Source organism: Streptomyces sp. NPDC051569 (genome assembly GCF_044454085.1).
Lineage (GTDB): Bacteria > Actinomycetota > Actinomycetes > Streptomycetales > Streptomycetaceae > Streptomyces.
On sequence record NZ_JBITDJ010000004.1, the window covers coordinates 240,954 to 260,454 of the forward strand.

A 19,501-nucleotide genomic window follows, 5' to 3' on the forward strand; every position below is an offset into this window, starting at 1 on the left:
GGCGAAACAAATGGGTCATGCTTGAGAAATCCTGGAAATCTATGGTCGTGTCCAACGTGTGCCACCGCACTGGCCGCACGACCGAGCGAGAACCCCCGCCCCTTCCCGGGACGGGAGGAGGAGGAGCTGGATGTTCCAGAACGCCGACGAGGCCAAGAAGTTCATCACGGACGAGGAAATCAAGTTCGTCGATGTCCGCTTCTGCGACCTTCCTGGGGTGATGCAGCACTTCACCATCCCGGCGAAGGCGTTCGACCCGACGGAAGAGCTGGCCTTCGACGGCTCGTCCATCCGCGGCTTCCAGGCCATCCACGAGTCCGACATGGCGCTGCGCGCGGACCTGTCGACGGCCCGGCTGGACCCGTTCCGCCGCGACAAGACGCTGAACATCAACTTCTTCATCCACGACCCGATCACGGGCGAGCAGTACAGCCGCGACCCGCGCAACATCGCCAAGAAGGCAGAGGCCTACCTCGCCTCCACCGGCATCGCGGACACCGCGTACTTCGGCCCCGAGGCCGAGTTCTACGTCTTCGACAGCGTGCGCTTCAACACCACGTCGAACGAGAGCTTCTACCACATCGACTCCGAGGCCGGCGCCTGGAACACCGGCTCCACGGAGGACAACCGCGGCTACAAGGTCCGCTACAAGGGCGGCTACTTCCCGGCCCCCCCGGTCGACCACTTCGCCGACCTGCGCGCCGAGATCTCCCTGGAGCTGGAGGCTTCCGGCCTCCAGGTCGAGCGCCAGCACCACGAGGTCGGCACCGCCGGCCAGGCCGAGATCAACTACAAGTTCAACACGCTGCTCGCCGCGGCCGACGACCTGATGCTCTTCAAGTACATCGTGAAGAACGTCGCCTGGCGCAACGGCAAGACCGCGACCTTCATGCCCAAGCCGATCTTCGGTGACAACGGCTCCGGCATGCACGTCCACCAGTCCCTGTGGCAGGGCGGCACCCCCCTCTTCTACGACGAGCAGGGCTACGCGGGCCTCTCGGACACCGCCCGCTTCTACATCGGCGGCATCCTCAAGCACGCCCCGTCGCTGCTGGCCTTCACCAACCCGACGGTGAACTCGTACCACCGTCTGGTCCCCGGCTTCGAGGCCCCGGTCAACCTGGTCTACTCGCAGCGCAACCGCTCCGCCGCGATGCGCATCCCGATCACGGGCTCGAACCCGAAGGCCAAGCGCGTCGAATTCCGCGCCCCGGACCCGTCCTCGAACCCGTACCTGGCCTTCTCCGCCCTCCTCCTCGCGGGCCTGGACGGCGTCAAGAACAAGATCGAGCCGGCCGAGCCGATCGACAAGGACCTCTACGAGCTGGCTCCCGAGGAGCACGCGGGCGTCCCCCAGGTCCCGACCTCCCTCCCCGCCGTCCTCGACGCGCTGGAAGCGGACAACGAGTACCTGCAGGCGGGCGGCGTCTTCACGTCGGACCTGATCGAGACGTGGATCGACTACAAGCGCACGAAGGAAATCGCCCCGATCCAGCTGCGCCCGCACCCGCACGAGTTCGAGCTGTACTTCGACATCTAGCAAGACCCCAGGTCAGAGCGGCCTTTCGCTCCCCTGGACCGTCCGAGGGCCGTTGGCCGCGCGTTCCTTCATCAGGAAGCGCGGCTGACGGCCCGTTTTTTGGACCTCGGCCCGATCAGGCTGTCGACACAAAGCCCATTTGACGTGATGATTGCGTCAGGCTATCGTCCATGCATGCTCTATCCGACCCCAGACCTGAGCGCCGACGACGAGCGCGTCCTTGGTGACATCGACCGCATGCGCCAAGCCCTGCGGCACCAAGTGCGGACCACTCCGTCGAAGTGGTCCGCGGGACTGCGGAAGTTTCTCACCGCCGACGCCGTGGCCGCCTCCAACTCCATCGAGGGCTTCAAGGTGGCCACCGTCGACGTCGAGGATCTGATGGAAGGCGAGCGTGAGGTGGAGGTCTCGGAGGAGAACCGGGAAGAGACCCTCGCCTATCAGCGGATGATGACGTACATCCAGACACTGCATGACGTCGAGGACTTCACATACAGCAAAGGCCTGCTCAACGCACTGCATTGGATCCTTCAGGGGCACCGGCACAGCACGCGAAAGCCGGCCGGCCAGTGGCGTCGGGGCCCGGTCTATGTCACGGACGCTCGCGACCCGAGTGTCGCCGCCTATACCGCGCCGGGCGCAGAACAGGTGGCCGCGCTCATAGACGAATTCGTCGACTGGCTGAACGCCGAGAGCAGCACCCACCCGCTCGTACGGGCGGCCATGGCTCACCTGCACCTTGTGTCGATCCACCCCTGGGCGGACGGCAACGGCCGGATGTCCCGATCTGTGCAGACACTGCTGATCGCTCGGGAAGGTCTCCTGGCCCCGGAGTTCTCCTCCATCGAGGCCTGGCTCGGGCGCCCGGGTAACACCTGGGAGTACTACCGCGAGCTCCAGAGCCGCGGCGCCGAGTACCTCCCGGATCAGAACGTCGCCAGCTGGATCCGCTTCAACCTCACTGCCTACCACCAGCAGATCCAGACCGTCCAGGGCCGCGTCGCCCGCTCCGGGCGCGTGTGGGAGGCACTCACCGACTTCGCCGGGGATACCGGACTGGATGATCGCGCCGTAACCGCTCTGCACGACGTGGCCATGGCCGGACGTGTCCGCCGTTCCCGCTACGAGCACGCCGAAGGTCTCAGTCTGCAACAAGCCCAACGCGACCTGCGCGACCTCGTCACCGCTCAGGTCCTGCAGCCGGTCGGCCGCACGCGGGCACGCTATTACACCGCCGGCCCTCGCTTCCCCCAGTCGGCACTGGACATCGCCCGGACACCCATGACCTTGGCCGACCCGTACAGGGCATGACGAAAGGCATCCGGCGTCAGAGCCATGTCCCGGGGATGCGGGACCGGGGCTCACGCCCGCCTCACGAAGGGACCGCGTCGGCGCGCTCGTAGCGGAGGAGGACGACCCCGTTGCCGAAGGTCCGGGTCTCGGTGAGGCGGAGGCGGGTCTTGGTGTCCGACGGCTGGAACAGGGGCTTGCCCTGGCCGAGGACGATCGGATGGACGTAGAGCCGGTACTCGTCGATCAGGTCATGCCGCAGGAAGGTCGCGGCGAGGTCGGCGCCGCCGAGTGCGAGGTCCCCGCCCGGCTCTGCCGTGAGCGCGCGGATCTCCTCGACGTCGACGTCCCGCACGACGGTGGCGTTCCAGTCGGCCCGTTCAAGGGTCCGGGAGAACACGATCTTGGGCATGTCACGCCAGATTCCGGCGAACTCCGCCACAGGGCCGGAACATGACGGGTCGGCGTCGGCGGTGGGCCAGTACCCAGCCATGAGTTCGTAGGTGACGCGGCCGTTCAGGAAAGCGCCCATCGCCCTGAGCTGCTCGTTGAAGTGGCTGTGCAGCTCGTCATCGACCAGGTGCCAGTCGATCTGCCGCTCCGGTCCCTCGACGTATCCGTCAAGGGACACCGACATCATCAGGACGATCTTTCGCATCGCGGTCCTCGCCGAAGTCATCGAGCCCACCGGGTATGACGGGGAAGATACGCCTCCGGCGCCGGGCGTCGGGCTTTCAACCCGCGGCGATCAGGCCTTCAGTCGTGCACGGGCGAGGATGCGAGGGCGGCGGCGGGGCCGTCCGGGTTGGCTTCGATCCACTCCCGCAGCTGGTCGGGGGTGACCGAGGGGTCGGCGACGCGGACGAAGACGTCGTCATCGGAGCGGACGGCGGTGGCCACGGCCGGGCAGTGGCCACAGGCCGCGGAGCCGGTCTGGCGCCACCACTTGCAGTGGGCGCGCAGGTGGCAGCGGGGAAGGCCGGACTCGGCGGCGGCCGGCAGCGTACGGATCTTGCTGATGAGGGTGCAGTCGTTGCCGCTGCGGTGTGCGCAGCTGCTCACACAGTGGGTGGCGAAGCGGAGGACCCGGGTGGGCTCGATGTTGTCCGGGATCAGGGACTGGACGTCGGCGGCGGGTACGGGCTGGGCGAGGTAGGTGAGCGTACCGTCGGACCGGGATCGGACGCCGAGGACGACTGCCTCCGGGGCATCCGCCCGTCCGCTGGGACACCAGGCGAGTGCGGGGTCGGTGGGAGCCTGCGGGTCGGTCGTGTCCTCGGCGTCCATGATTCTCCTCAGGGTGAGTGCTGGTAAGTGGGCTGGATCAGGTGGCCTTCTGGCCGGCCGGGCCGCAGTTGATCGTGATGGGCGTCTGGGAGTTCTCCAGGTCGATCGCCTTTGCCAGGTGGGCCTGGAGCTGGGCGGCCGAGGTGATGCGCTCGGGGGCCGGGGCCGCGGCGGCGGTGCTGGCGCCCGCGGCGATGAGGCCGGCGGCGACGAGCGTGACGGCGGTGGAACGGCGTACGGGGTTCATGGAATCCTCTCGGGAACGGCGGGCCCGGATGGATCGGCCCTTCCATGGAATGTAGGGTGGCGGCCACGGCACCGGCGGCAGCATCGGCGGCAGTGCGCAGGCAGTGCGCGGGCACCTCTCCCCCGCGCCGGCTTCTGCCTCGATGGCCGGATGTGAGGAGCTGACAGCCCGATGACGACACCCGTCCCGCTGACGGACGAGGCGTTGGCCGAGATCGAGGAGCTCGCCGGGGCCGCGACTCCCGGCCCCTGGTTCGTACGGCTCCTCGATGATGACAAGGCCATGAACCTCGTGGCTGTCAGCACCGTGCCCGACACGGGAAGCGGCGAGCGGTGGCCGCGTTTCGACCGGCGCGAGATCGTGGCGGCGACGCTCGTCCAGTCCCCGGATCACGTCGGCGTCGCCGACGAGCGCTGGGACGAGAACGCCAGGTTTGTCGCCGCCGCTCGCGAGGCCGTTCCCGCTCTGGTCGCCGAGATCAAACGGCTTCGCCGGGAACGCGCCGGCGAAGAGACGCCCTGGGGCTGAAGGCCGGTGACCGGAGGGAGCGAGGTGCGGCACGCGTCGGCCGTCTTTGGCGTCGCCAGCCCTGGCGAACGGAGACGGCTGTGGCCGGGGCGGATGTCCCGACCGCCCCGGCCACAGCCGTGTGTAGTGGATGAACCGTGTCTCAGCGCGATGGCTGAACCGGGTCTCAGCGTGGTAGCTGAACCGGGTCTCAGCGTGGTAGCTGAACCGGGTCTCAGCCCGGTGGCTGAACCGCGTCTCAGCCCGGTGGCTGAACCGCGTCTCAGCGCGCGGTCTCAGCGCGCGGTGTTCGCCGCGAGAGCCGCCGAGATCGCCTCGGCGAGGGTGGTGGTGGGGCGGCCCAGGAGCCGGCTGAGGTCGCCGGTGTCGGTGAAGAGCTCACCACGGGCGAGGCCGAGGTCGGCGTCCGCCAGGACCTCGGCGAACCCCTGGGGAAGGCCGGCGCCGACCAGCAGCCCCGTGAAGTCGGCGACCGGGAGGTCGGCGTAGGTGATCTCCTGGCCGGTGGCGGCGGTGATCGCGGCGGCCAGCTCGGTGAGGGTGAACGCCTCGTCACCGCCCAGCTCGTACACGGAACCGGCGTGCCCCTCGGTGGTCAGGACGACCGCGGCGGCCTCGGCGTAGTCGGCACGGGTGGCGGCGTTGACCCGGCCTTCGCCCGCGCTGCCCGCGACGGTGCTGTGCTCCAGGACCACGGGGAGCTGGTCGGTGTAGTTCTCCAGGTACCAGCCGTTGCGCAGGATGACGAAGGGGACGCCGCTGTCGCGGAGGTGCCGCTCGGTCGCCGCGTGCTCGATCGCCAGCTTCATGGTGGCGGAGTCGGCCTTGGGCGCGCTGGTGTACGCGATGAGGGAGACACCGGCGGCGCGGGCGGCATCGATGGCACGGCGGTGGTTGTCGGCCCGCTCGCCGACCGTGGTGGTGGAGACGAGGAGGAGCTTCTCGGCGCCGGCGAACGCGGCGGCGAGAGTGTCGGGGTCGGCGAAGTCGGCGCGGCGTACGACCACACCACGGTCGGCCAGGTCCTTGATCTTGTCGGTGTCGCGGCCGGTGGCCACGATCTCCGACGGCCGTACTCCGCGCCGCAGCAGCGCTTCGACGGCGAGGCGGCCGAGCTGGCCGGTGGCTCCGGTGACGACGATCGACATTTCGTGCTCCTACATGCTCCGTGGTGGTGGCCGGGCCCTTGGCGACCCGCACAGGGGGAAGTGAACACGAGTCACTCTCTATTCGGAAGTGGCCACCTTTTGGTAAGGTAACCACCCAGAAGAGAGTGAGCAGGTGGGAGCCGATATGCCGAGCGAAATCGCGGAGACCGAGAGGCCGGAAGCCGACATGAGGGAAGCCGAGACGGCGGAACCCGCGTGGGATCCGTACGCCAGCGGGTGCCCGTCCCGGGATGTGCTCGACCGGATCGGGGACAAGTGGACGGTCCTCGTACTCGGCGAGCTGGCCGACGCCGGACCGCAGCGGTTCACGGCGCTGCGCAAGCGGGTCTCCGGGGTGAGCGAGAAGATGCTCACGCAGACGCTCCGCGCGCTGGAGCGGGACGGGCTGGTGCTCCGCACGGTATACCCCACGGTCCCACCCCGGGTCGAGTACGAGCTCACCGACCTCGGGCATACGCTGCGCGACCCGCTGGACGCGATCAAGCGGTGGGCGAAGGAGCACATGGGCGAGGTGCTCGCCGCCCGCGCCTCCTACGCGGCGGAGGCGGGCGGCGCGGGGTCGGGCGGCGCCGGGTCGGGCGGCGTGAAGTCCGCTCCCCAGCCGGCGACGGCCCGGCGCTGAGGGTGAGCGGGGCCGCCGCTGCCGGGCCATCGCGCGCCGCCCGGCCCGCCCGGCCCGCCCGGCCCGATCGGCCCGCCCGGCCTGTCCGCGCCGAGGTCATCAGGACCGAGCGGCTGGAGCTGTTGCCGCTCCGCGTGGACCATGCCGGAGAGATGGCTTCCGTACTGTCCGATCCTGCCCTGCACACCTTTACCGGCGGGACTCCGTCGACGGTGGACGAGCTGCGCTCGCGGTACGCGCGTATGGTCGCCGGCCCGTCCGACCCCGGCGTCTCCTGGTGCAACTGGGTGCTGGTACTCGGGGAGGGCGGGAGCAGGAGGCTGACCGGTACGGTCCAGGTGACCATCGGTCCGGGCCGGCGAGGCCTGCTCGCGGCCGAGATCGCCTGGGTGGTGGGGACGCCGTGGCAGGGGCGCGGCATCGCGACCGAAGCCGCGCGCGGGCTCGTTCGGTGGCTGGACGCGCGGGGCGTAGGGGTCCTGATCGCCCATATTCATCCGGATCACGCGGCATCGGCCGCCGTCGCCGGAGCGGTCGGGCTCGCGCCCACCGACGCACGGCAGGACGGAGAGACGCGCTGGGAGCGGAGCTCGCGCTGAGACGGCGGGCCGGGGAGGGCGCGCCGAGGCAGAGACCGTACGGCGTCCGCCCTACGCAGGAGTCCGTACGGCGGTGTCCCGCCCCGGTTGTACGGGGCGGGACACCGCCTCGGTCGTCGCGGCAGCTGTCAGCCGATCAGCTCCCGCACCATGCGGCAGGTGGTGTTGGACGGCGGGTGGATGCCGATCCGGACCGCCGCGCTCCGTATCCTGCGGTTGCTCGCGCTCGCCGGTCGGTAGACCCCCGAGTCGAGCAGGGCGATGGCGAGACGCATGGCCTTGAGCCGGCGGTTGTGCGTCTCGTACCACTCCCGGGGCCGACCGGCGGGCAGTGGCTTGCGCTTGATCGGTCGCACGGTTTCGAAGGATTTCGTCGTGGTGGTGGCAACAGCCATCGGCGGCCTCCCGGCACGGTGGTGTAACTCTCCCGAACACCCTCCATTTTACCGCCCACCACTGACAATCGCCCCTGGCCAGGCGGCGTTTGCAGGGAGCCTGGCGGTACGGTCCGCGCGCGCTCGCCCTACTCCTTCGCGCGCGCCGCCACGCGCTCCTCCGCCTCTGTCAGGATCTCCGTCAGCCGCAGCCCGAACCGCACGTCGCAGGCGTGCGGCCGGCCCGTACGGACCGACTCCAGCAGCGCGTCGATCGCCGCCGTGAAGGAGCCGACCGGGTCGCTCCCGCCCTGCGGCAGCGCCGCCGTGCCGTGTTCCCCGCGCAGTTCGACGCCCGCGCCCGCCGCCTCCTGAGGTGCGCTCAGGCTGAGCACCGCCGAACTGGCCGCCCCGGACGTGTGCCGCAGCACCAGGTGGGTCAGGTCCGGCTCGCCGCGTACGGCCGTCACCTCGGTGACATCGCCGAGCAGCGGGATGAGGACGGACAGCGCGTGCGGGCCGACGTCCCACAGCCCGCCCTTCTCGCGGCGCCAGGGCGACGCGGCGTACGGGCTGTCCTCATCGGATCCGTACAGGGCGCCGAGCCAGTGCGCGTGGGCGGTGAACCAGCCTCCCCTGGCGGCCTGTTCGTCGATCCAGCGGGCGCTCTCGGGAGCGAACCGCATGGTGCAGAAGACCACGGACGAGACGCCCGCGATCGCGGCCGCGTCCGCCACCTCACGGGCGCCGGCCACGGTCGTCGCGACCGGCTTGTCCATGAGCAGATGGCATCCGGCGGCCGCCGCGCGGGTCGCGAGCGGGGCCTGGATGTCGGGCGGCAGCGCGAAGGCGATGGCGTCGCTCGCGGCGAAGAGCGCGTCGAGGCCGGCCTCGCCCGAGTGCGCGGTGGTGTCATGGGCGGCGGCGAGGGCGGCGGCCGCCTCGGGGCGCCTCCCCCAGACACCGCTGAAGTCGAGTCCGGAGTGGGCGGCGAGTGCGGGTGCGTGCGTGCGTTCCGCCCAGGGGCCGGTGCCGAGGAGTCCGATACGTGGCTTGCTCATGACGCTCAGTCTGCCGGGTCGACACGGGACGGCGGATGTCCCGCGGGTAAAGAAGACCTGGCCGTAGCCCCGGCGGCGGGCGTGGCGCTGCCGGGACGGTCGGCTCAGACGCGGAAGAGCAGGATGATCCCGCCGAAGAAGGCCAGCATGCCGAAGGGCACGACCGGCGCGGGCCGACCGGGACGGCGGGCCGGCACCCGTCTGTTCGGTCCCGAGATGATCCGCGCGTTCAGCAGCGCGGCGACGGGGACGAAAATCAACCACACCGGTTCGAAGAGCCAGTTGGGTGAGTCGAAGGAGAAGTTGTATCCCAGGAGCCAGCTGTCGATGTGGCTCACCCACAGCAGCACATGCGCGAGCAGCGTCCACGGCATGCGCAGCATCACGGCCAGGAAGCGCGCGCGGACCGGGGATCCGGCACCAGCCCGAACGCACCCGCCGACGCCCATACCGCCAGGGCCGCCAGGGCCGCCAGGGCCGCCACGAGGACGACGTAGACGCGCGACGGCCAGTTGTCAGTCGCGGACGCGAGTATCCGGCGGACCGCTGAGCGGAAGCAACCGGAAGGACCGGCGAAACAAGCCTGAGTAACACGTGGTTCACAGTGGGGCAACAGTCAGGAAACTGTACATTGCGAGGCTGCGCGTCATAGCTGCTGGACCCGCAAAGGATGAGGCCCCCCGTGACCTTCAAGGCTGAGTACATCTGGATCGACGGCACCGAGCCGACCGCGAAGCTCCGCTCGAAGACGAAGATTCTCAACGACGGCGCGGAGCTGCCCATCTGGGGCTTCGACGGGTCGAGCACCAACCAGGCCGAGGGCCACGCCTCCGACCGGGTGCTGAAGCCGGTCTTCTCCTGCCCGGACCCGATCCGCGGCGGGGACGACGTCCTCGTCATGTGCGAGGTCCTGAACATCGACCTGACGCCGCACGAGTCCAACACGCGGGCGCCGCTGACCGAGGTCGCGGAGAAGTTCGCGGGCCAGGAGCCGATCTTCGGCATCGAGCAGGAGTACACCTTCTTCAAGGGCGCCCGCCCGCTGGGCTTCCCCGAGGGCGGATTCCCCGCCGCGCAGGGCGGCTACTACTGCGGTGTCGGCGCGGACGAGATCTTCGGCCGTGACATCGTCGAGGCGCACCTCGACAACTGCCTCAAGGCGGGGCTGGGCATCTCCGGCATCAACGCCGAGGTCATGCCGGGGCAGTGGGAGTTCCAGGTCGGCCCGCTGGCGCCGCTGGAGGTCGCGGACCAGCTGTGGATCGCCCGCTGGCTGCTCTACCGCACCGCCGAGGACTTCGAGGTCTCCGCGACCCTCGACCCGAAGCCGGTGAAGGGCGACTGGAACGGCGCGGGCGCGCACACCAACTTCTCGACCAAGGCGATGCGCGAGGGCTACGAGGCGATCATCACCGCGTGCGAGTCGCTGGGCGAGGGCTCCAAGCCGCTCGACCACGTCAAGAACTACGGCGCGGGCATCGACGACCGCCTGACGGGCCTGCACGAGACCGCCCCGTGGAACGAGTACAGCTACGGCGTCTCCAACCGCGGCGCCTCGGTCCGCATCCCGTGGCAGGTCGAGCAGGACGGCAAGGGCTACATCGAGGACCGCCGCCCGAACGCCAACGTCGACCCGTACGTGGTGACGCGACTGATCGTCGACACGTGCTGCACCGCGCTGGACAAGGCCGGCCAGGTCTGACCCGCACCACCGCGCATGTGAGGGGGTGTCCGCCGATCCGGCGGACACCCCCTCATGCCGTACCGGCATGGCGGGCACCCCCACATGCCGTACCGGCGGACGCACGCCGTATCGACAGATGAAAGGGGCCTGCCGCAGCCCTGGGGTATCTGCTTGAATGAAGGCATGGCCAGCTTCCAGCACACCGCGACGGGTCGTATCGACCTGGAGCCGTTCTGGCCGTCCCGGCAGCATCACGACTTCGACCGGGTGTGTTGCCGCGCGAGGAACGCGTCGGCCCTCTAAAGCCTTTCCGGCCTTCGGCCGCCGCGCACGACGTACGTCCCGTCCTTCCTGTCGACTCGACGACTCCTTCGCGCGAAAGAGCTGACCTCCCATGGCGAATTCCCGTTCCTTCTCCACCGGCGCCGCCGCGGTCACAGCCGCCCCCGCACCCCTCAACCAGAAGCCGGCCGCGCCCGGCCGTCACCGTCTCCGGGCCGTCGACCGCGACGAACCGGGGCCGGCCGCCGCCACGGCCGGCCGGGTCATCGACTTCCTTCCGCCGGGAGCCACCTGGCTGCCCGCGCCGCAGCACACGCTGCCCTCGCTGCCGGGTCAGCCGCCGATGGTCGGCTATCTCGTGCTCGTGCCGGCCGATCAGCACGCGGCCGCCCTGGCCGCCTCGGCGCCGTACCGGATCGCCGGTACCGAGCCGAGCGGGACCGAGGGCGGCGGCGGCCCGGTGCGGATCGACAGTGTCGAGCGGACCGCCGTCGTGGACGGGCAGCAGCTGGATCTCACCTATCTCGAATTCGAGCTGCTCGCCCACCTGGTGGCGCATCCCCACCGGGTGCACAGCCGGGACCAGTTGGTGACCACGGTCTGGGGATACGGGCATGTGGGCGACGGACGGACCGTCGATGTCCATGTGGCGCGACTGCGCCGCAAGTTGGGGGCCGAGCACCGTCACACCATCCAGACGGTACGGCGGGTCGGGTACAAGTACGCCCCGTGACAGGGTGCGGGAGCCCAGTCGGCCGCCGCCCCGCCCCCTCGGACGGTGGCGGTGACGACCGGGGTGGCGCCACCGGTGGGCCTGGCACCAGAGCTGGGGGCCCGATTGCTCGCCGGCTGGCCTTCTCCGGGACGGCCGCCCCTCCGGTCAGCGGGCCTCCCGGGCCTCCTCGGGTGCTTCCGGGAAGGCGAGCCGCGTCACGCCCGTCGCCGGTATCAGCGCGTCGCGCCCGGCGGGATCCAAGTGACCATCGGACCATCCGCTCGTTCTGCTGAACGTGCCCCCACGCGAAGCCGTCTCCGCCCCCGCGCCCGGCCCCACCGGCCCCGCCGCCCTCCCCGTCGGCGTCGAAGAGGCCGAGGCGGCCCTCGTCGAGCACTACCCCCGGCTCGTGCGGCTCGCCTATCTCGTCCTGCCGCCCTCACTCGGCCGCAACCGCCGCGTCCTGACCGCCCATGCCCTGGTCCAGCGCTCACTGCCACGCGGCCGTGGCGCGCCGGGCGGAAGCCCGATCCCCGCGCCGCGCCACACCGGTGAGCCGGGTCCGGTTCGCCACGGCCGCGGTTACGCGTACGTGCGCGGCCGGGTGCTGGTCCAGGCGCTCGACGCCGGGCGTCCGCTGCTGCGGATCGCCCGGCCCACCCGGGCCCAACTGCCGCCGCTGCTGCCGCGCGTGTGGGGGCTGCGGCTCTTCCCGCGCTCCGGTGGCGCCGACGAACTCGCCCTGGACCAGCGGCTGTCCCGCCTCTCCTCGGCCGCCCGCGCCGCCTTCGTCCTGCGCGCCCTGGAGCGGCTGTCCGATGACGGGGTGCGGCAGTTGCTCGGCGCGGCCGGCGTGGAGGACCTGGATACGGCCCTCGCCGACGCGGACGCCGCCGACACACCGGACGCCGTCGCGCTACTGGGCTCCGTCGAGTTCGATCCCTGCTCGCTCCAGGCCAGGCCCACCGATCTGCTGCGCCGCCGCCAGCACACCAAGGCCGCGGTCGCCGCGACCCTGGCGGCGCTGGCCTGCGGGGCGTTCCTCGGGCTGCCGGGTGACGGCTGGGGGCCGGACGGGCCCGCGGCGCCCGCGTACGCCCGCAACCCGGCCGCCGAGGCCGCCCTCGACCCGGCGAAGGTACGGCGGGTGGAGCCCACCGCGTGGCGGGCCGCCACCCGTACCGACTTCTCCGTCTGGCCCGCGCGCGGCCCACTGGCCAAGGATCCCGGCCTGCTGCGGCGGGCGCTGGCCGTGTGGGCCAGGCCCGGGGCCTCCGTACAGGTCTCCGCCACCCCGGACACCCCGTCAGGGCCGCCGATGGGACCGCCGCAACTGCTGTACGCGGGCACGGTCGACCGGGCGCGTGTCGTGCTCTTCCACGACGGTCTGCGGGTCGTGCGCTACGCGGAGCCCACGGACAGCGGCGAGGACGCGGCGGCCCTGGATTTCGCGCGCGTCGACGACGCGGACGCGGCGGCCTCCAGCGCGGTGGTCGTCGGCCGCTCCGATGACAACGTCCGCTATCTCACCGCTCCTTGGGTACGGGAAACGTCCGTGCGCGATCTCCTCGACCCGGCGGGCCCGGCGCGACCGCTGCACCGCGACGCGGACGGGGTGACCGACCCGCTGACGAGTCCCGCGATGGCCCGCGACTGCCGCTCCTGGGACACCCTCGACGTGAGCGATACCGGTGCGAGCGATACCGGTGCGAGCGATACCGGTGCGAGCGGCGCCGATGCGTTCGGCGCCGACAGGAGCGGCGCCGAACGGCTGCTCACCGACCTCGGCGAGCTCACCCCGGCGCGGCTGACGTCCGGGCCTCCCGGGGACCCGGAGGACGTGTCGGACAGCGCCGACCGCGCGGCCTGGGCCCGGACGGCCTGCCTCCTCCCCGCGATGCGCTCGCACGGCGTACGGTCCGTGAATTCCTGGCAGTACGCCCGCCAGCCCCTGCCGGAGTCCGACGGCACGGCGGCCTGGCTCTGCACCCGCGCCGAGACCTGGTCGGGCGCGGGGAGCCGGGTGCTGGCGCAGTTCCAGGCGCCGGCGAAGCCCGGGGCCGTGCCGCCGGGGGCGATCGCTGCGCGAGCGGAGAACTCGGCGGCCTGCGGGGTCCGGGATCAGCGGGTGCTGGCGGGCGTGCTGTGGAAGTCGCGCGGCGGCCGGTGGTACGTACTGGCGGCGGGCGGCGGGCAGTTCGGGTCGCTCGCGGTGTCGGGCGGTGTGAAGGGCGGCGCGCGGGGGAATCTGCTGGCGGTACGGGCGCGGGAGGGCGCGCGGGCCGAGCTGTACGGGCTGCTCCCGGACGGTACCCGGGTGGACGCACTGCGTTGAGGAAACGGCGGCGCGGACAGGCTCTCAGGGCAGCAGCAGCCAGTCCGCGCCCAGCGCCGCCGCCAGGCCCGCCCCCAGCAGCCAGATGCCGAGGCGGGTGCGCCCGTGGCGGCTCAGTTCGATCACCACGCCGCACAGGATCATCGCCAGCCCGTACACCCCCACCACCAGCACGGATGTCCGCTGCGCGAGCCGGACCATCAGCAGCACCGCCATCGCCGCCAGCAGCACCGACGCCACCGCGACGCTCGCGGCGCGTGCCTGACGGGGCGTCAGTCCGTTGAGTTCCGGCTCCGGTATGGGGGCGTTCAGGGCCTCGTCCTGGTCAGATGCGCTCATGGACGGGGAGCGTAACGGACCTCTCCGACGACCGCCCGTTAGGCTGTTCGTATGACCACCGTGGTACGCCGCAGGATGGGCGTCGAAGAGCGGAAGCGGCAACTGATCAGCGTGGCGCTGGAGCTGTTCAGCCACCGCTCGCCCGAAGATGTCTCGATCGACGAGATCGCCGCGGCCGCCGGTATCTCCCGGCCGCTCGTCTACCACTACTTCCCCGGCAAACAGAGCCTGTACGAGGCCGCGCTGCGTCATGCCGCCGACGAATTGGCGGACCGCTTCACGGAGCCGCACGAAGGCCCGCTCGGCGCCCGGCTGCTCCGGGTCATGGGGCGTTTCTTCGACTTCGTCGACGGGCACGGCCCCGGCTTCTTCGCGCTGATGCGGGGCGGACCGGCCGTCGGCTCCTCGACGGCCAACGCGATGATCGACGAGGTGCGGCAGACGGCGTACGAGCAGATCATGGCGCACCTCGGGGTCCGGAACCCGCCCGCGCGGCTCGAACTGATCGTCCGTTCCTGGGTGTCGCTGGCCGAGTCGACGGCGCTGATCTGGCTGGACGGGCGGCGGATACCCCGCGGCGAACTGGAGTCGCAGCTCGTGCACGACTTCGCCGCGCTGACCGCCGTGAGCGCCGCGTACGACGACGAGATGGCCGGGATCCTGCTCCGTATCGTCGCGGACGAACCGGCCGACGGACCCTTCGGGGACCTGCTCGGCCGGCTCACCCGGCTGGGTCAGCGCGCTCAGGCGTGACTCGGGCGTGACTCGGACACGGCTCGGACGCGGCTCAGGCCAGGCTCAGGTGGCTCAGCGCGCCTCGGGCCCGGCTCAGGCGTAGACGATCTTGACGTCGGTGAAGCCGAGGGAGCGCAGCAGGCCCTGGAGCATGCTGGTGGTGTTCTTCTCGGCCCGGGCGGTGAGTTCGCTGTCCTTGGCGGCGTCCCCGATGTGGCGCGCGGCCAGCTGGTTCACGGCCCGCTCGTCGGCCGGATTGTCGGAGAAGAGGTCGCCGAGCCGGTCGAGCAGCCCGCGCTGCTTGGACACGGCGTACGAGCGCTCCGGGTCGAGCGCGGGCTTGCCGAGCTGGGCGTGCGGCAGCCGGATCGTGGCGGAGGTGCGCTCCTTGTCGACCTGGACGCTGTTCTCGCCGATGCCGCTGAAGTCGACGTACGCGCTGACGGTGCCGGCGCCCACATAGAGGGTGCGGGTGCCCCGGATGGCGTCCGGCAGGTATTTGGCGTCCTTCTCCAGGTCGACGACGACCTGGAAGTTGCCGGAGGCCGCTTCGTACCGGTCCAGGTCCTGGATGGATTCGAGCAGGGTCGGCCCCGTACGGTCGTGCGTCTCCTCGCCGAACAGGCCGCCGAGCCCGGGCACCAGGTCCAGCCGGCTGCCGAGGAACAGCAGGGCGAGCACGGCGGCCAGGGCGATGAGCGGTTTGCTCCACCGGGGCAGGCGCGACGCGCGCGTGCCGTTCCGGTTCTCTTCCGTTGTCACGTCGGTGGACATACCTACCGGGATTCCCGCCCGGCCGCCGTTCACACAGGGATTGCCGAACGGGCGTGCCACAAAAGCGTGTTCAGCGAAGAGAAGTCCCGGAGAGAACGTCCCTGAGGGAGCGCCCCGGCGAGAGCGCCCGAGCGGCGTTCAGCCCTCCGACCGCAGGTGTCCCCGCAGCGCGTGCGCGAGCGCGCTCTCGCCGTCGTCGACGAGCCCGCGGTGGAAGGCGTCCTCGTACGCGGGGTTCCCGGCCGCCGCGCGCGCCTGCTCCTCGCACTTGGCGCGCACCGGCGCGAGTTCCGGGGTGCCGCGCTGCGGGTGGCCGACCATGTGCCAGTACGCCTGGCCCGTCCCGTAGGCGTGCGCGGCCCGTTCTCCGTTGCCCTGGGCCGCGAAGGCGGCGGCCAGCAGGTCGAGGCCGAGGGCGATGCCGAAGCTGTCGCCCAGCTGCCGTTTGCAGGCGATCATCGAGCGGGCGTGGCCTTCCGCCTCGTACGGCCGGCCCTGGAGCAGGTGCACCAGGGCGAGCTGGTAGTCGGCGTAGGACCGGGTCCAGCTCTCGCCGTGCTCCAGGCACACCCGCCGCAGGTCGGCGGCTTCTTCGCCCGCTTCGTCGAGGCGGCCCATCGCGGTGAGCGCGAAGATCCGGACGATCCGGCAGCGCAGCCGCGCGGCGGAGTCGAAGGGTCCGCCGGGCAGTGCCCGCAGGGCGCGGTCGGCCACCGTGTAGGCGGCCTGAGGGCGGCTCATCATCAGGTAGGCGATGCCGAGGAGGTAGGCGGCGGCGAGCATGGCCTCGGGGTCCTGCTCTTGCCAGGCGGCCATGCCGCACTGCTCGCCGAGCCGGTGGGCGGTCTCGTGGTCGCCCTGGAGCACGACGGTCATACCGAGGGCCCAGAGGGCGGGGGTGCGGTGCGGACCGGTGGTGCGGTCGGCGTCCAGGGCCCGTTCCAGGTAGATCCGGGCCTCGTGCAGATGGCCGGAGCAGCACCAGAAGAAGCCGATGTGACCGGCCATCTTCACGGCCGTTTCCGGGTCGGCCGCGAGCAGGTGGTTGAGGGCGGCGCACAGGTCGGCGTGGGTGTCGGCGACCCGCCGGTACCAGGGGACCTGGTCGGGGCCGAGCCAGGCATCGTGGGCCTGCCGGGCGAGGTCGGCGAAGTAGGCGGCGTGCCGGTCGGTGAGGAGCCGGTCCTCGCCGAGTTCGGCCAGCCAGAGGGCGCCGTACTCGCGGAGGGTGTCGAGCATCCGGTAGCGGTTGCCGTCCCGTCGCAGGACGGACTGGGCGGCGAGGCCCTCCAGGGCCGTACCGACGTCGTCGGCGGAGAGCGGGCCCCCGGCGCAGACCTCGCGGGCGTCCTGTGCGTCGATGTCGCCGCGGAAGACGGAGAGCCTGGCCCACAGCAGGCGTTCGAGGGGGGCGCACAGCTCGTGGCTCCAGCCGATGGCGGTGCGCAGGGCGCGGTGCCGCTGGGGCCATACGTTGTCGTTGGTGAGGATGTCGAAGCGCGAGGTGAGCCGGTCGGCGATCTGCTCGACGGAGTTCTCGTCGAGCCGGGCGCAGGCGAGTTCGACGGCGAGCGGAATGCCTTCGAGCCGGCGGCAGATCTGGACGGCGGCCGCGGCGGTCCCGGGGTCGTCGAGGGAGACCTGGGGTGCGGCCTGGGCCGCGCGGTCGCGGAAGAGCTGGAGGACCTCGTCGTCGCCTTCCAGCGGCAGCGGGGGAACGTCGATGAGGTGCTCGCCCCTGGTGCCGAGGGGCTGTCTGCTGGTGGCGAGGACGGTGAGGCCCGGTGCGGCGGCGAGGAGTTCGCCGACGAGGTGGCCGCAGGCGGGCACCAGCCGCTCGCAGGAGTCGAGGACGAGCAGCAGGCGCCGGTCCCCGAGCCATTGGCGGAGCGCCTCGACGGGCACCCGCTGGGCGTAGTCGGAGAGGCCTACGGCGTCGGAGACCGTGGCGAGCATCAGCCGGTCGTCGTAGAGCGGCGAGAGGTCGGCCCACCACACGCCGTCGGGATGGCGGCCGCCGGAGCGGACGGTGACGCGGCCGCCCGCGCGCTCGGCAGCACGAAGCGCCAGTCGGCTCTTGCCGACGCCGCCGCTGCCGGTCAGAGTGATCAGCCGGTGTTCTTCGAGCGCGCGTTCCAGGAGGGCCAGTTCGCCGGTGCGTCCTACGAAACTGGTCGTCTCTTCGGGAAGGTTCCCCACCACGGATACATTCTGGCCCAGTTGAACTCCAGAACCGACACCCCTGGTGGGGAACGGTCAGAAACGACCGATAGTGCATCTCAATCGGTCAGAATCAGTCCCTCAGTCGGAACTTTCATGATCCGGTTGCACACGTCAGCAATTTCTGGCGCCGGTGTGGAGCGCGAGCGCCGTATTCACACCGAGCGTCGCCGTGAACTGTCCCGAGCTGTTCACGGTCACTCTGCGGCCGCTCTGCACATCGCAGTAGTCCCCACCGGACAGCGAGGTCTGGAAGGTACGGGTCAGCGCGGAGCCCTGGTGGTTGATCGCGACGTACGCCTTGTTCCCGCGTCCGAAGGCGATCTGGTCGTCCCCGTTGTCCCACCAGTCCGTCACGGCCTGGCCGCCGGCGGTGTTGCGGAAGCCGACCATGGACGAGATCTCCGGCCAGGCGTGCTGGCACTTCCAGCCGTCGCTGTAGCAGGCGTTGACCGTGCCACCGTTCGGCGGACCGGCGTCCGGGTCGGTGAACTCGTAGCCGGAGTGCACATCCGGTGATCCGTACGGCCAGGCCAGCATGAACACGTGCGCGAGGGTGTAGTTCGCGTTGTCCTTGTAGCTGAGGGTGTCGCCGCCGCGCTCGGTGTCGTGGTTGTCCACGAAGACGGCCGACTTGGCGCTCTGCATATATCCCCAGCCCTCGCCGTAGTTCTTCAGATAGGCGAGGCTCTCGTTGTTGAAGACGCGCTTGAGGTCCCGGGCGTACCGGAACTCCTGGACGTCACCGGTCCCGAGGTACTCCGTGGGCTGGACCGCTTCGCCCGCGCCGTAGATGACCTCCTGTTTCCAGTAGGCGCCCGGGTTGGACAGTCTGCTCTTGATGTTGGCGAGGTCGGTGGCCGGCATGTGTTTCGCGCCGTCGACCCGGAAGCCGTCGACCCCGAGCGAGAGCAGGTCGTTCAGGTACGCGGCGATCCGGCCGCGCACGTACTCCTCGCCGGTGTCCAGGTCGGCGAGCCCGACCAGCTCGCAGTTCTGCACGTTGGCGCGGTCGGCGTAGTTGCTGACCTGGGAACGGCAGTCGTCCATGTCGGCGCCCGAGTAGATGCCCGGGTAGTCGTACTTGGTGTACGAGGAGCCGCCGGTCCCGGTGCCGTTCCCGGCCGCCATGTGGTTGATGACGCTGTCGGCGACGACCTTGACGCCCGCCGCGTGGCAGGTGTTCACCATGGAGCTGAAGGCGGCACGGTCACCGAGCCGGCCGGCGATCTTGTAGCTGACGGGCTGGTACGAGGTCCACCACTGGCCGCCCTGGATGTGCTCCTGGGGCGGCGAGACCTGGACGAAGCCGTAGCCGGCCGGGCCGAGGTTGTCCGTGCACGCCTTGGCTATGGAGCTGAACTTCCACTCGAACAGCACGGCGGTGACGTCCTTCGAGCCCGGCGGCGCCGCCTGGGCGGTCCCGGCGGGGACCGCGAGGGCGGTGGCACCGGCCACAAGGGCGAGCGCGGCGGCCAGAGATCTGCGAGCCATGGTTCCTCCTGCACTGATGGGGGTGTGCGGGTGACGGATGGTGCGGCCTCGCCGGCGACGCGCTCTGCCCTTGAGGCTCCTTACGGGTGGTGCCGGGGGGTGGTGTGTGGGCGGTGGTGGTGCCGGGGGGTGGTGTGTGGGCGGTGGTGGTGTGCGGGTGGTGGTGCCGGGGGGGTGGTCCGTGGGTGGCGGCCCTCTTTCACCGG

At 71.0% G+C, this 19,501-nt stretch carries 19 protein-coding genes and 1 pseudogene; 9 read left to right on the top strand and 11 right to left on the bottom strand.

Annotation, left to right across the window (positions count from 1 at the left end; genetic code table 11):
• Window positions 1-130 precede the first annotated feature (130 nt).
• The gene (gene glnA, locus ACIBAE_RS09285; RefSeq protein ID WP_399283380.1) at window positions 131-1,540 is read left to right on the top strand and encodes a type I glutamate--ammonia ligase; all 1,410 of its coding nucleotides are present in this window, start codon (window positions 131-133) and stop codon (window positions 1,538-1,540) included.
• Between the two features lie 174 nt (window positions 1,541-1,714).
• Window positions 1,715-2,851, top strand: coding sequence for a Fic family protein (locus ACIBAE_RS09290; RefSeq protein ID WP_399283381.1), 1,137 nt, complete (start codon window positions 1,715-1,717; stop codon window positions 2,849-2,851).
• Between the two features lie 61 nt (window positions 2,852-2,912).
• Here ACIBAE_RS09290 and ACIBAE_RS09295 read toward each other — a convergent pair whose 3' ends face one another.
• The 3 genes from ACIBAE_RS09295 to ACIBAE_RS09305 all read right to left on the bottom strand — a co-directional run bounded on the left by ACIBAE_RS09295 (window position 2,913) and on the right by ACIBAE_RS09305 (window position 4,364).
• On the bottom strand, window positions 2,913-3,488 hold the full coding sequence (locus tag ACIBAE_RS09295; RefSeq protein WP_399283382.1) for a dihydrofolate reductase family protein: 576 nt from the start codon (window positions 3,486-3,488) through the stop codon (window positions 2,913-2,915).
• Window positions 3,489-3,586: 98 nt separating this feature from the next.
• A complete protein-coding gene (locus ACIBAE_RS09300; protein ID WP_399283383.1) occupies window positions 3,587-4,117 on the bottom strand; it encodes a hypothetical protein in 531 nt (176 codons plus the stop codon).
• Between the two features lie 37 nt (window positions 4,118-4,154).
• Complete coding sequence (locus ACIBAE_RS09305; RefSeq protein ID WP_399283384.1) at window positions 4,155-4,364, bottom strand: hypothetical protein; 210 nt, start codon at window positions 4,362-4,364, stop codon at window positions 4,155-4,157.
• Between the two features lie 171 nt (window positions 4,365-4,535).
• Between ACIBAE_RS09305 and ACIBAE_RS09310 the strand changes: the two genes are divergently transcribed.
• Window positions 4,536-4,892 (top strand): hypothetical protein, encoded by a 357-nt coding sequence (locus ACIBAE_RS09310; protein ID WP_399283385.1) that lies wholly within the window; start codon window positions 4,536-4,538, stop codon window positions 4,890-4,892.
• Between the two features lie 275 nt (window positions 4,893-5,167).
• Here the strand turns inward: ACIBAE_RS09310 and ACIBAE_RS09315 are convergent, their stop codons facing one another.
• Window positions 5,168-6,040, bottom strand: coding sequence for an SDR family oxidoreductase (locus tag ACIBAE_RS09315; protein WP_399283386.1), 873 nt, complete (start codon window positions 6,038-6,040; stop codon window positions 5,168-5,170).
• Between the two features lie 187 nt (window positions 6,041-6,227).
• Here ACIBAE_RS09315 and ACIBAE_RS09320 point away from each other — a divergent pair, with 187 nt between their 5' ends.
• Window positions 6,228-6,683, top strand: coding sequence for a winged helix-turn-helix transcriptional regulator (locus ACIBAE_RS09320; RefSeq protein ID WP_399283792.1), 456 nt, complete (start codon window positions 6,228-6,230; stop codon window positions 6,681-6,683).
• Between the two features lie 152 nt (window positions 6,684-6,835).
• Entirely contained in the window at window positions 6,836-7,282 is a 447-nt protein-coding gene (locus ACIBAE_RS09325; protein ID WP_399283387.1) for a GNAT family N-acetyltransferase, read from the top strand.
• Window positions 7,283-7,410: 128 nt separating this feature from the next.
• Here the strand turns inward: ACIBAE_RS09325 and ACIBAE_RS09330 are convergent, their stop codons facing one another.
• The 3 genes from ACIBAE_RS09330 to ACIBAE_RS09340 form a co-directional block, all read right to left on the bottom strand.
• Window positions 7,411-7,677, bottom strand: a complete 267-nt coding sequence (locus tag ACIBAE_RS09330; protein ID WP_399283388.1) for a hypothetical protein — start codon at window positions 7,675-7,677, stop codon at window positions 7,411-7,413.
• Window positions 7,678-7,805: 128 nt separating this feature from the next.
• Window positions 7,806-8,717, bottom strand: a complete 912-nt coding sequence (locus ACIBAE_RS09335) for a Gfo/Idh/MocA family protein (RefSeq protein ID WP_399283389.1) — start codon at window positions 8,715-8,717, stop codon at window positions 7,806-7,808.
• Between the two features lie 104 nt (window positions 8,718-8,821).
• Window positions 8,822-9,100: a hypothetical protein gene (locus ACIBAE_RS09340; RefSeq protein ID WP_399283391.1), complete on the bottom strand. Its 279-nt coding sequence runs from the start codon at window positions 9,098-9,100 to the stop codon at window positions 8,822-8,824.
• 299 nt (window positions 9,101-9,399) lie between these two features.
• On the opposite strand from ACIBAE_RS09340, the gene glnII reads away from it, so the two are divergent.
• From glnII to ACIBAE_RS09355, 3 genes are all read left to right on the top strand, one after another.
• Window positions 9,400-10,419: a glutamine synthetase gene (gene glnII / locus ACIBAE_RS09345; protein ID WP_399283392.1), complete on the top strand. Its 1,020-nt coding sequence runs from the start codon at window positions 9,400-9,402 to the stop codon at window positions 10,417-10,419.
• A gap of 376 nt (window positions 10,420-10,795) precedes the next feature.
• A complete protein-coding gene (locus tag ACIBAE_RS09350) occupies window positions 10,796-11,416 on the top strand; it encodes a winged helix-turn-helix domain-containing protein (protein WP_399283393.1) in 621 nt (206 codons plus the stop codon).
• A 268-nt stretch (window positions 11,417-11,684) separates the two neighbouring features.
• On the top strand, window positions 11,685-13,733 hold the full coding sequence (locus ACIBAE_RS09355; RefSeq protein ID WP_399283793.1) for a hypothetical protein: 2,049 nt from the start codon (window positions 11,685-11,687) through the stop codon (window positions 13,731-13,733).
• A gap of 24 nt (window positions 13,734-13,757) precedes the next feature.
• Here the strand turns inward: ACIBAE_RS09355 and ACIBAE_RS09360 are convergent, their stop codons facing one another.
• Window positions 13,758-14,072, bottom strand: a complete 315-nt coding sequence (locus ACIBAE_RS09360; protein ID WP_399283394.1) for a hypothetical protein — start codon at window positions 14,070-14,072, stop codon at window positions 13,758-13,760.
• A 51-nt stretch (window positions 14,073-14,123) separates the two neighbouring features.
• On the opposite strand from ACIBAE_RS09360, the gene ACIBAE_RS09365 reads away from it, so the two are divergent.
• Entirely contained in the window at window positions 14,124-14,825 is a 702-nt protein-coding gene (locus ACIBAE_RS09365) for a TetR/AcrR family transcriptional regulator (RefSeq protein ID WP_399283396.1), read from the top strand.
• Between the two features lie 75 nt (window positions 14,826-14,900).
• Here the strand turns inward: ACIBAE_RS09365 and ACIBAE_RS09370 are convergent, their stop codons facing one another.
• From ACIBAE_RS09370 to ACIBAE_RS09380, 3 genes and pseudogenes are all read right to left on the bottom strand, one after another.
• A complete protein-coding gene (locus tag ACIBAE_RS09370) occupies window positions 14,901-15,581 on the bottom strand; it encodes a DUF4230 domain-containing protein (protein ID WP_399283398.1) in 681 nt (226 codons plus the stop codon).
• Between the two features lie 138 nt (window positions 15,582-15,719).
• Window positions 15,720-17,780, bottom strand: a complete 2,061-nt coding sequence (locus ACIBAE_RS09375; RefSeq protein ID WP_399283795.1) for an ATP-binding protein — start codon at window positions 17,778-17,780, stop codon at window positions 15,720-15,722.
• 138 nt (window positions 17,781-17,918) lie between these two features.
• Window positions 17,919-19,295, bottom strand: a pseudogene (locus ACIBAE_RS09380) (alpha-amylase family protein); the annotation flags it as partial.
• Between the last annotated feature and the right edge of the window lie 206 nt (window positions 19,296-19,501).

Bases quoted from the DNA above. Each gene is read 5' to 3' on its own strand.
- ACIBAE_RS09290 (WP_399283381.1), top strand. From the start codon at position 1,715: ATGCTCTATCCGACCCCAGACCTGAGCGCCGACGACGAGCGCGTCCTT.
- ACIBAE_RS09360 (WP_399283394.1), bottom strand. From the start codon at position 14,072: ATGAGCGCATCTGACCAGGACGAGGCCCTGAACGCCCCCATACCGGAG.
- ACIBAE_RS09305 (WP_399283384.1), bottom strand. From the start codon at position 4,364: ATGAACCCCGTACGCCGTTCCACCGCCGTCACGCTCGTCGCCGCCGGC.
- ACIBAE_RS09330 (WP_399283388.1), bottom strand. From the start codon at position 7,677: ATGGCTGTTGCCACCACCACGACGAAATCCTTCGAAACCGTGCGACCG.
- ACIBAE_RS09325 (WP_399283387.1), top strand. From the start codon at position 6,836: ATGGCTTCCGTACTGTCCGATCCTGCCCTGCACACCTTTACCGGCGGG.
- ACIBAE_RS09295 (WP_399283382.1), bottom strand. From the start codon at position 3,488: ATGCGAAAGATCGTCCTGATGATGTCGGTGTCCCTTGACGGATACGTC.
- ACIBAE_RS09320 (WP_399283792.1), top strand. From the start codon at position 6,228: ATGAGGGAAGCCGAGACGGCGGAACCCGCGTGGGATCCGTACGCCAGC.
- ACIBAE_RS09365 (WP_399283396.1), top strand. From the start codon at position 14,124: ATGACCACCGTGGTACGCCGCAGGATGGGCGTCGAAGAGCGGAAGCGG.
- ACIBAE_RS09300 (WP_399283383.1), bottom strand. From the start codon at position 4,117: ATGGACGCCGAGGACACGACCGACCCGCAGGCTCCCACCGACCCCGCA.
- ACIBAE_RS09340 (WP_399283391.1), bottom strand. From the start codon at position 9,100: ATGCTGCGCATGCCGTGGACGCTGCTCGCGCATGTGCTGCTGTGGGTG.
- ACIBAE_RS09335 (WP_399283389.1), bottom strand. From the start codon at position 8,717: ATGAGCAAGCCACGTATCGGACTCCTCGGCACCGGCCCCTGGGCGGAA.
- ACIBAE_RS09370 (WP_399283398.1), bottom strand. From the start codon at position 15,581: ATGTCCACCGACGTGACAACGGAAGAGAACCGGAACGGCACGCGCGCG.
- ACIBAE_RS09350 (WP_399283393.1), top strand. From the start codon at position 10,796: ATGGCGAATTCCCGTTCCTTCTCCACCGGCGCCGCCGCGGTCACAGCC.
- ACIBAE_RS09310 (WP_399283385.1), top strand. From the start codon at position 4,536: ATGACGACACCCGTCCCGCTGACGGACGAGGCGTTGGCCGAGATCGAG.
- ACIBAE_RS09315 (WP_399283386.1), bottom strand. From the start codon at position 6,040: ATGTCGATCGTCGTCACCGGAGCCACCGGCCAGCTCGGCCGCCTCGCC.
- glnA (WP_399283380.1), top strand. From the start codon at position 131: ATGTTCCAGAACGCCGACGAGGCCAAGAAGTTCATCACGGACGAGGAA.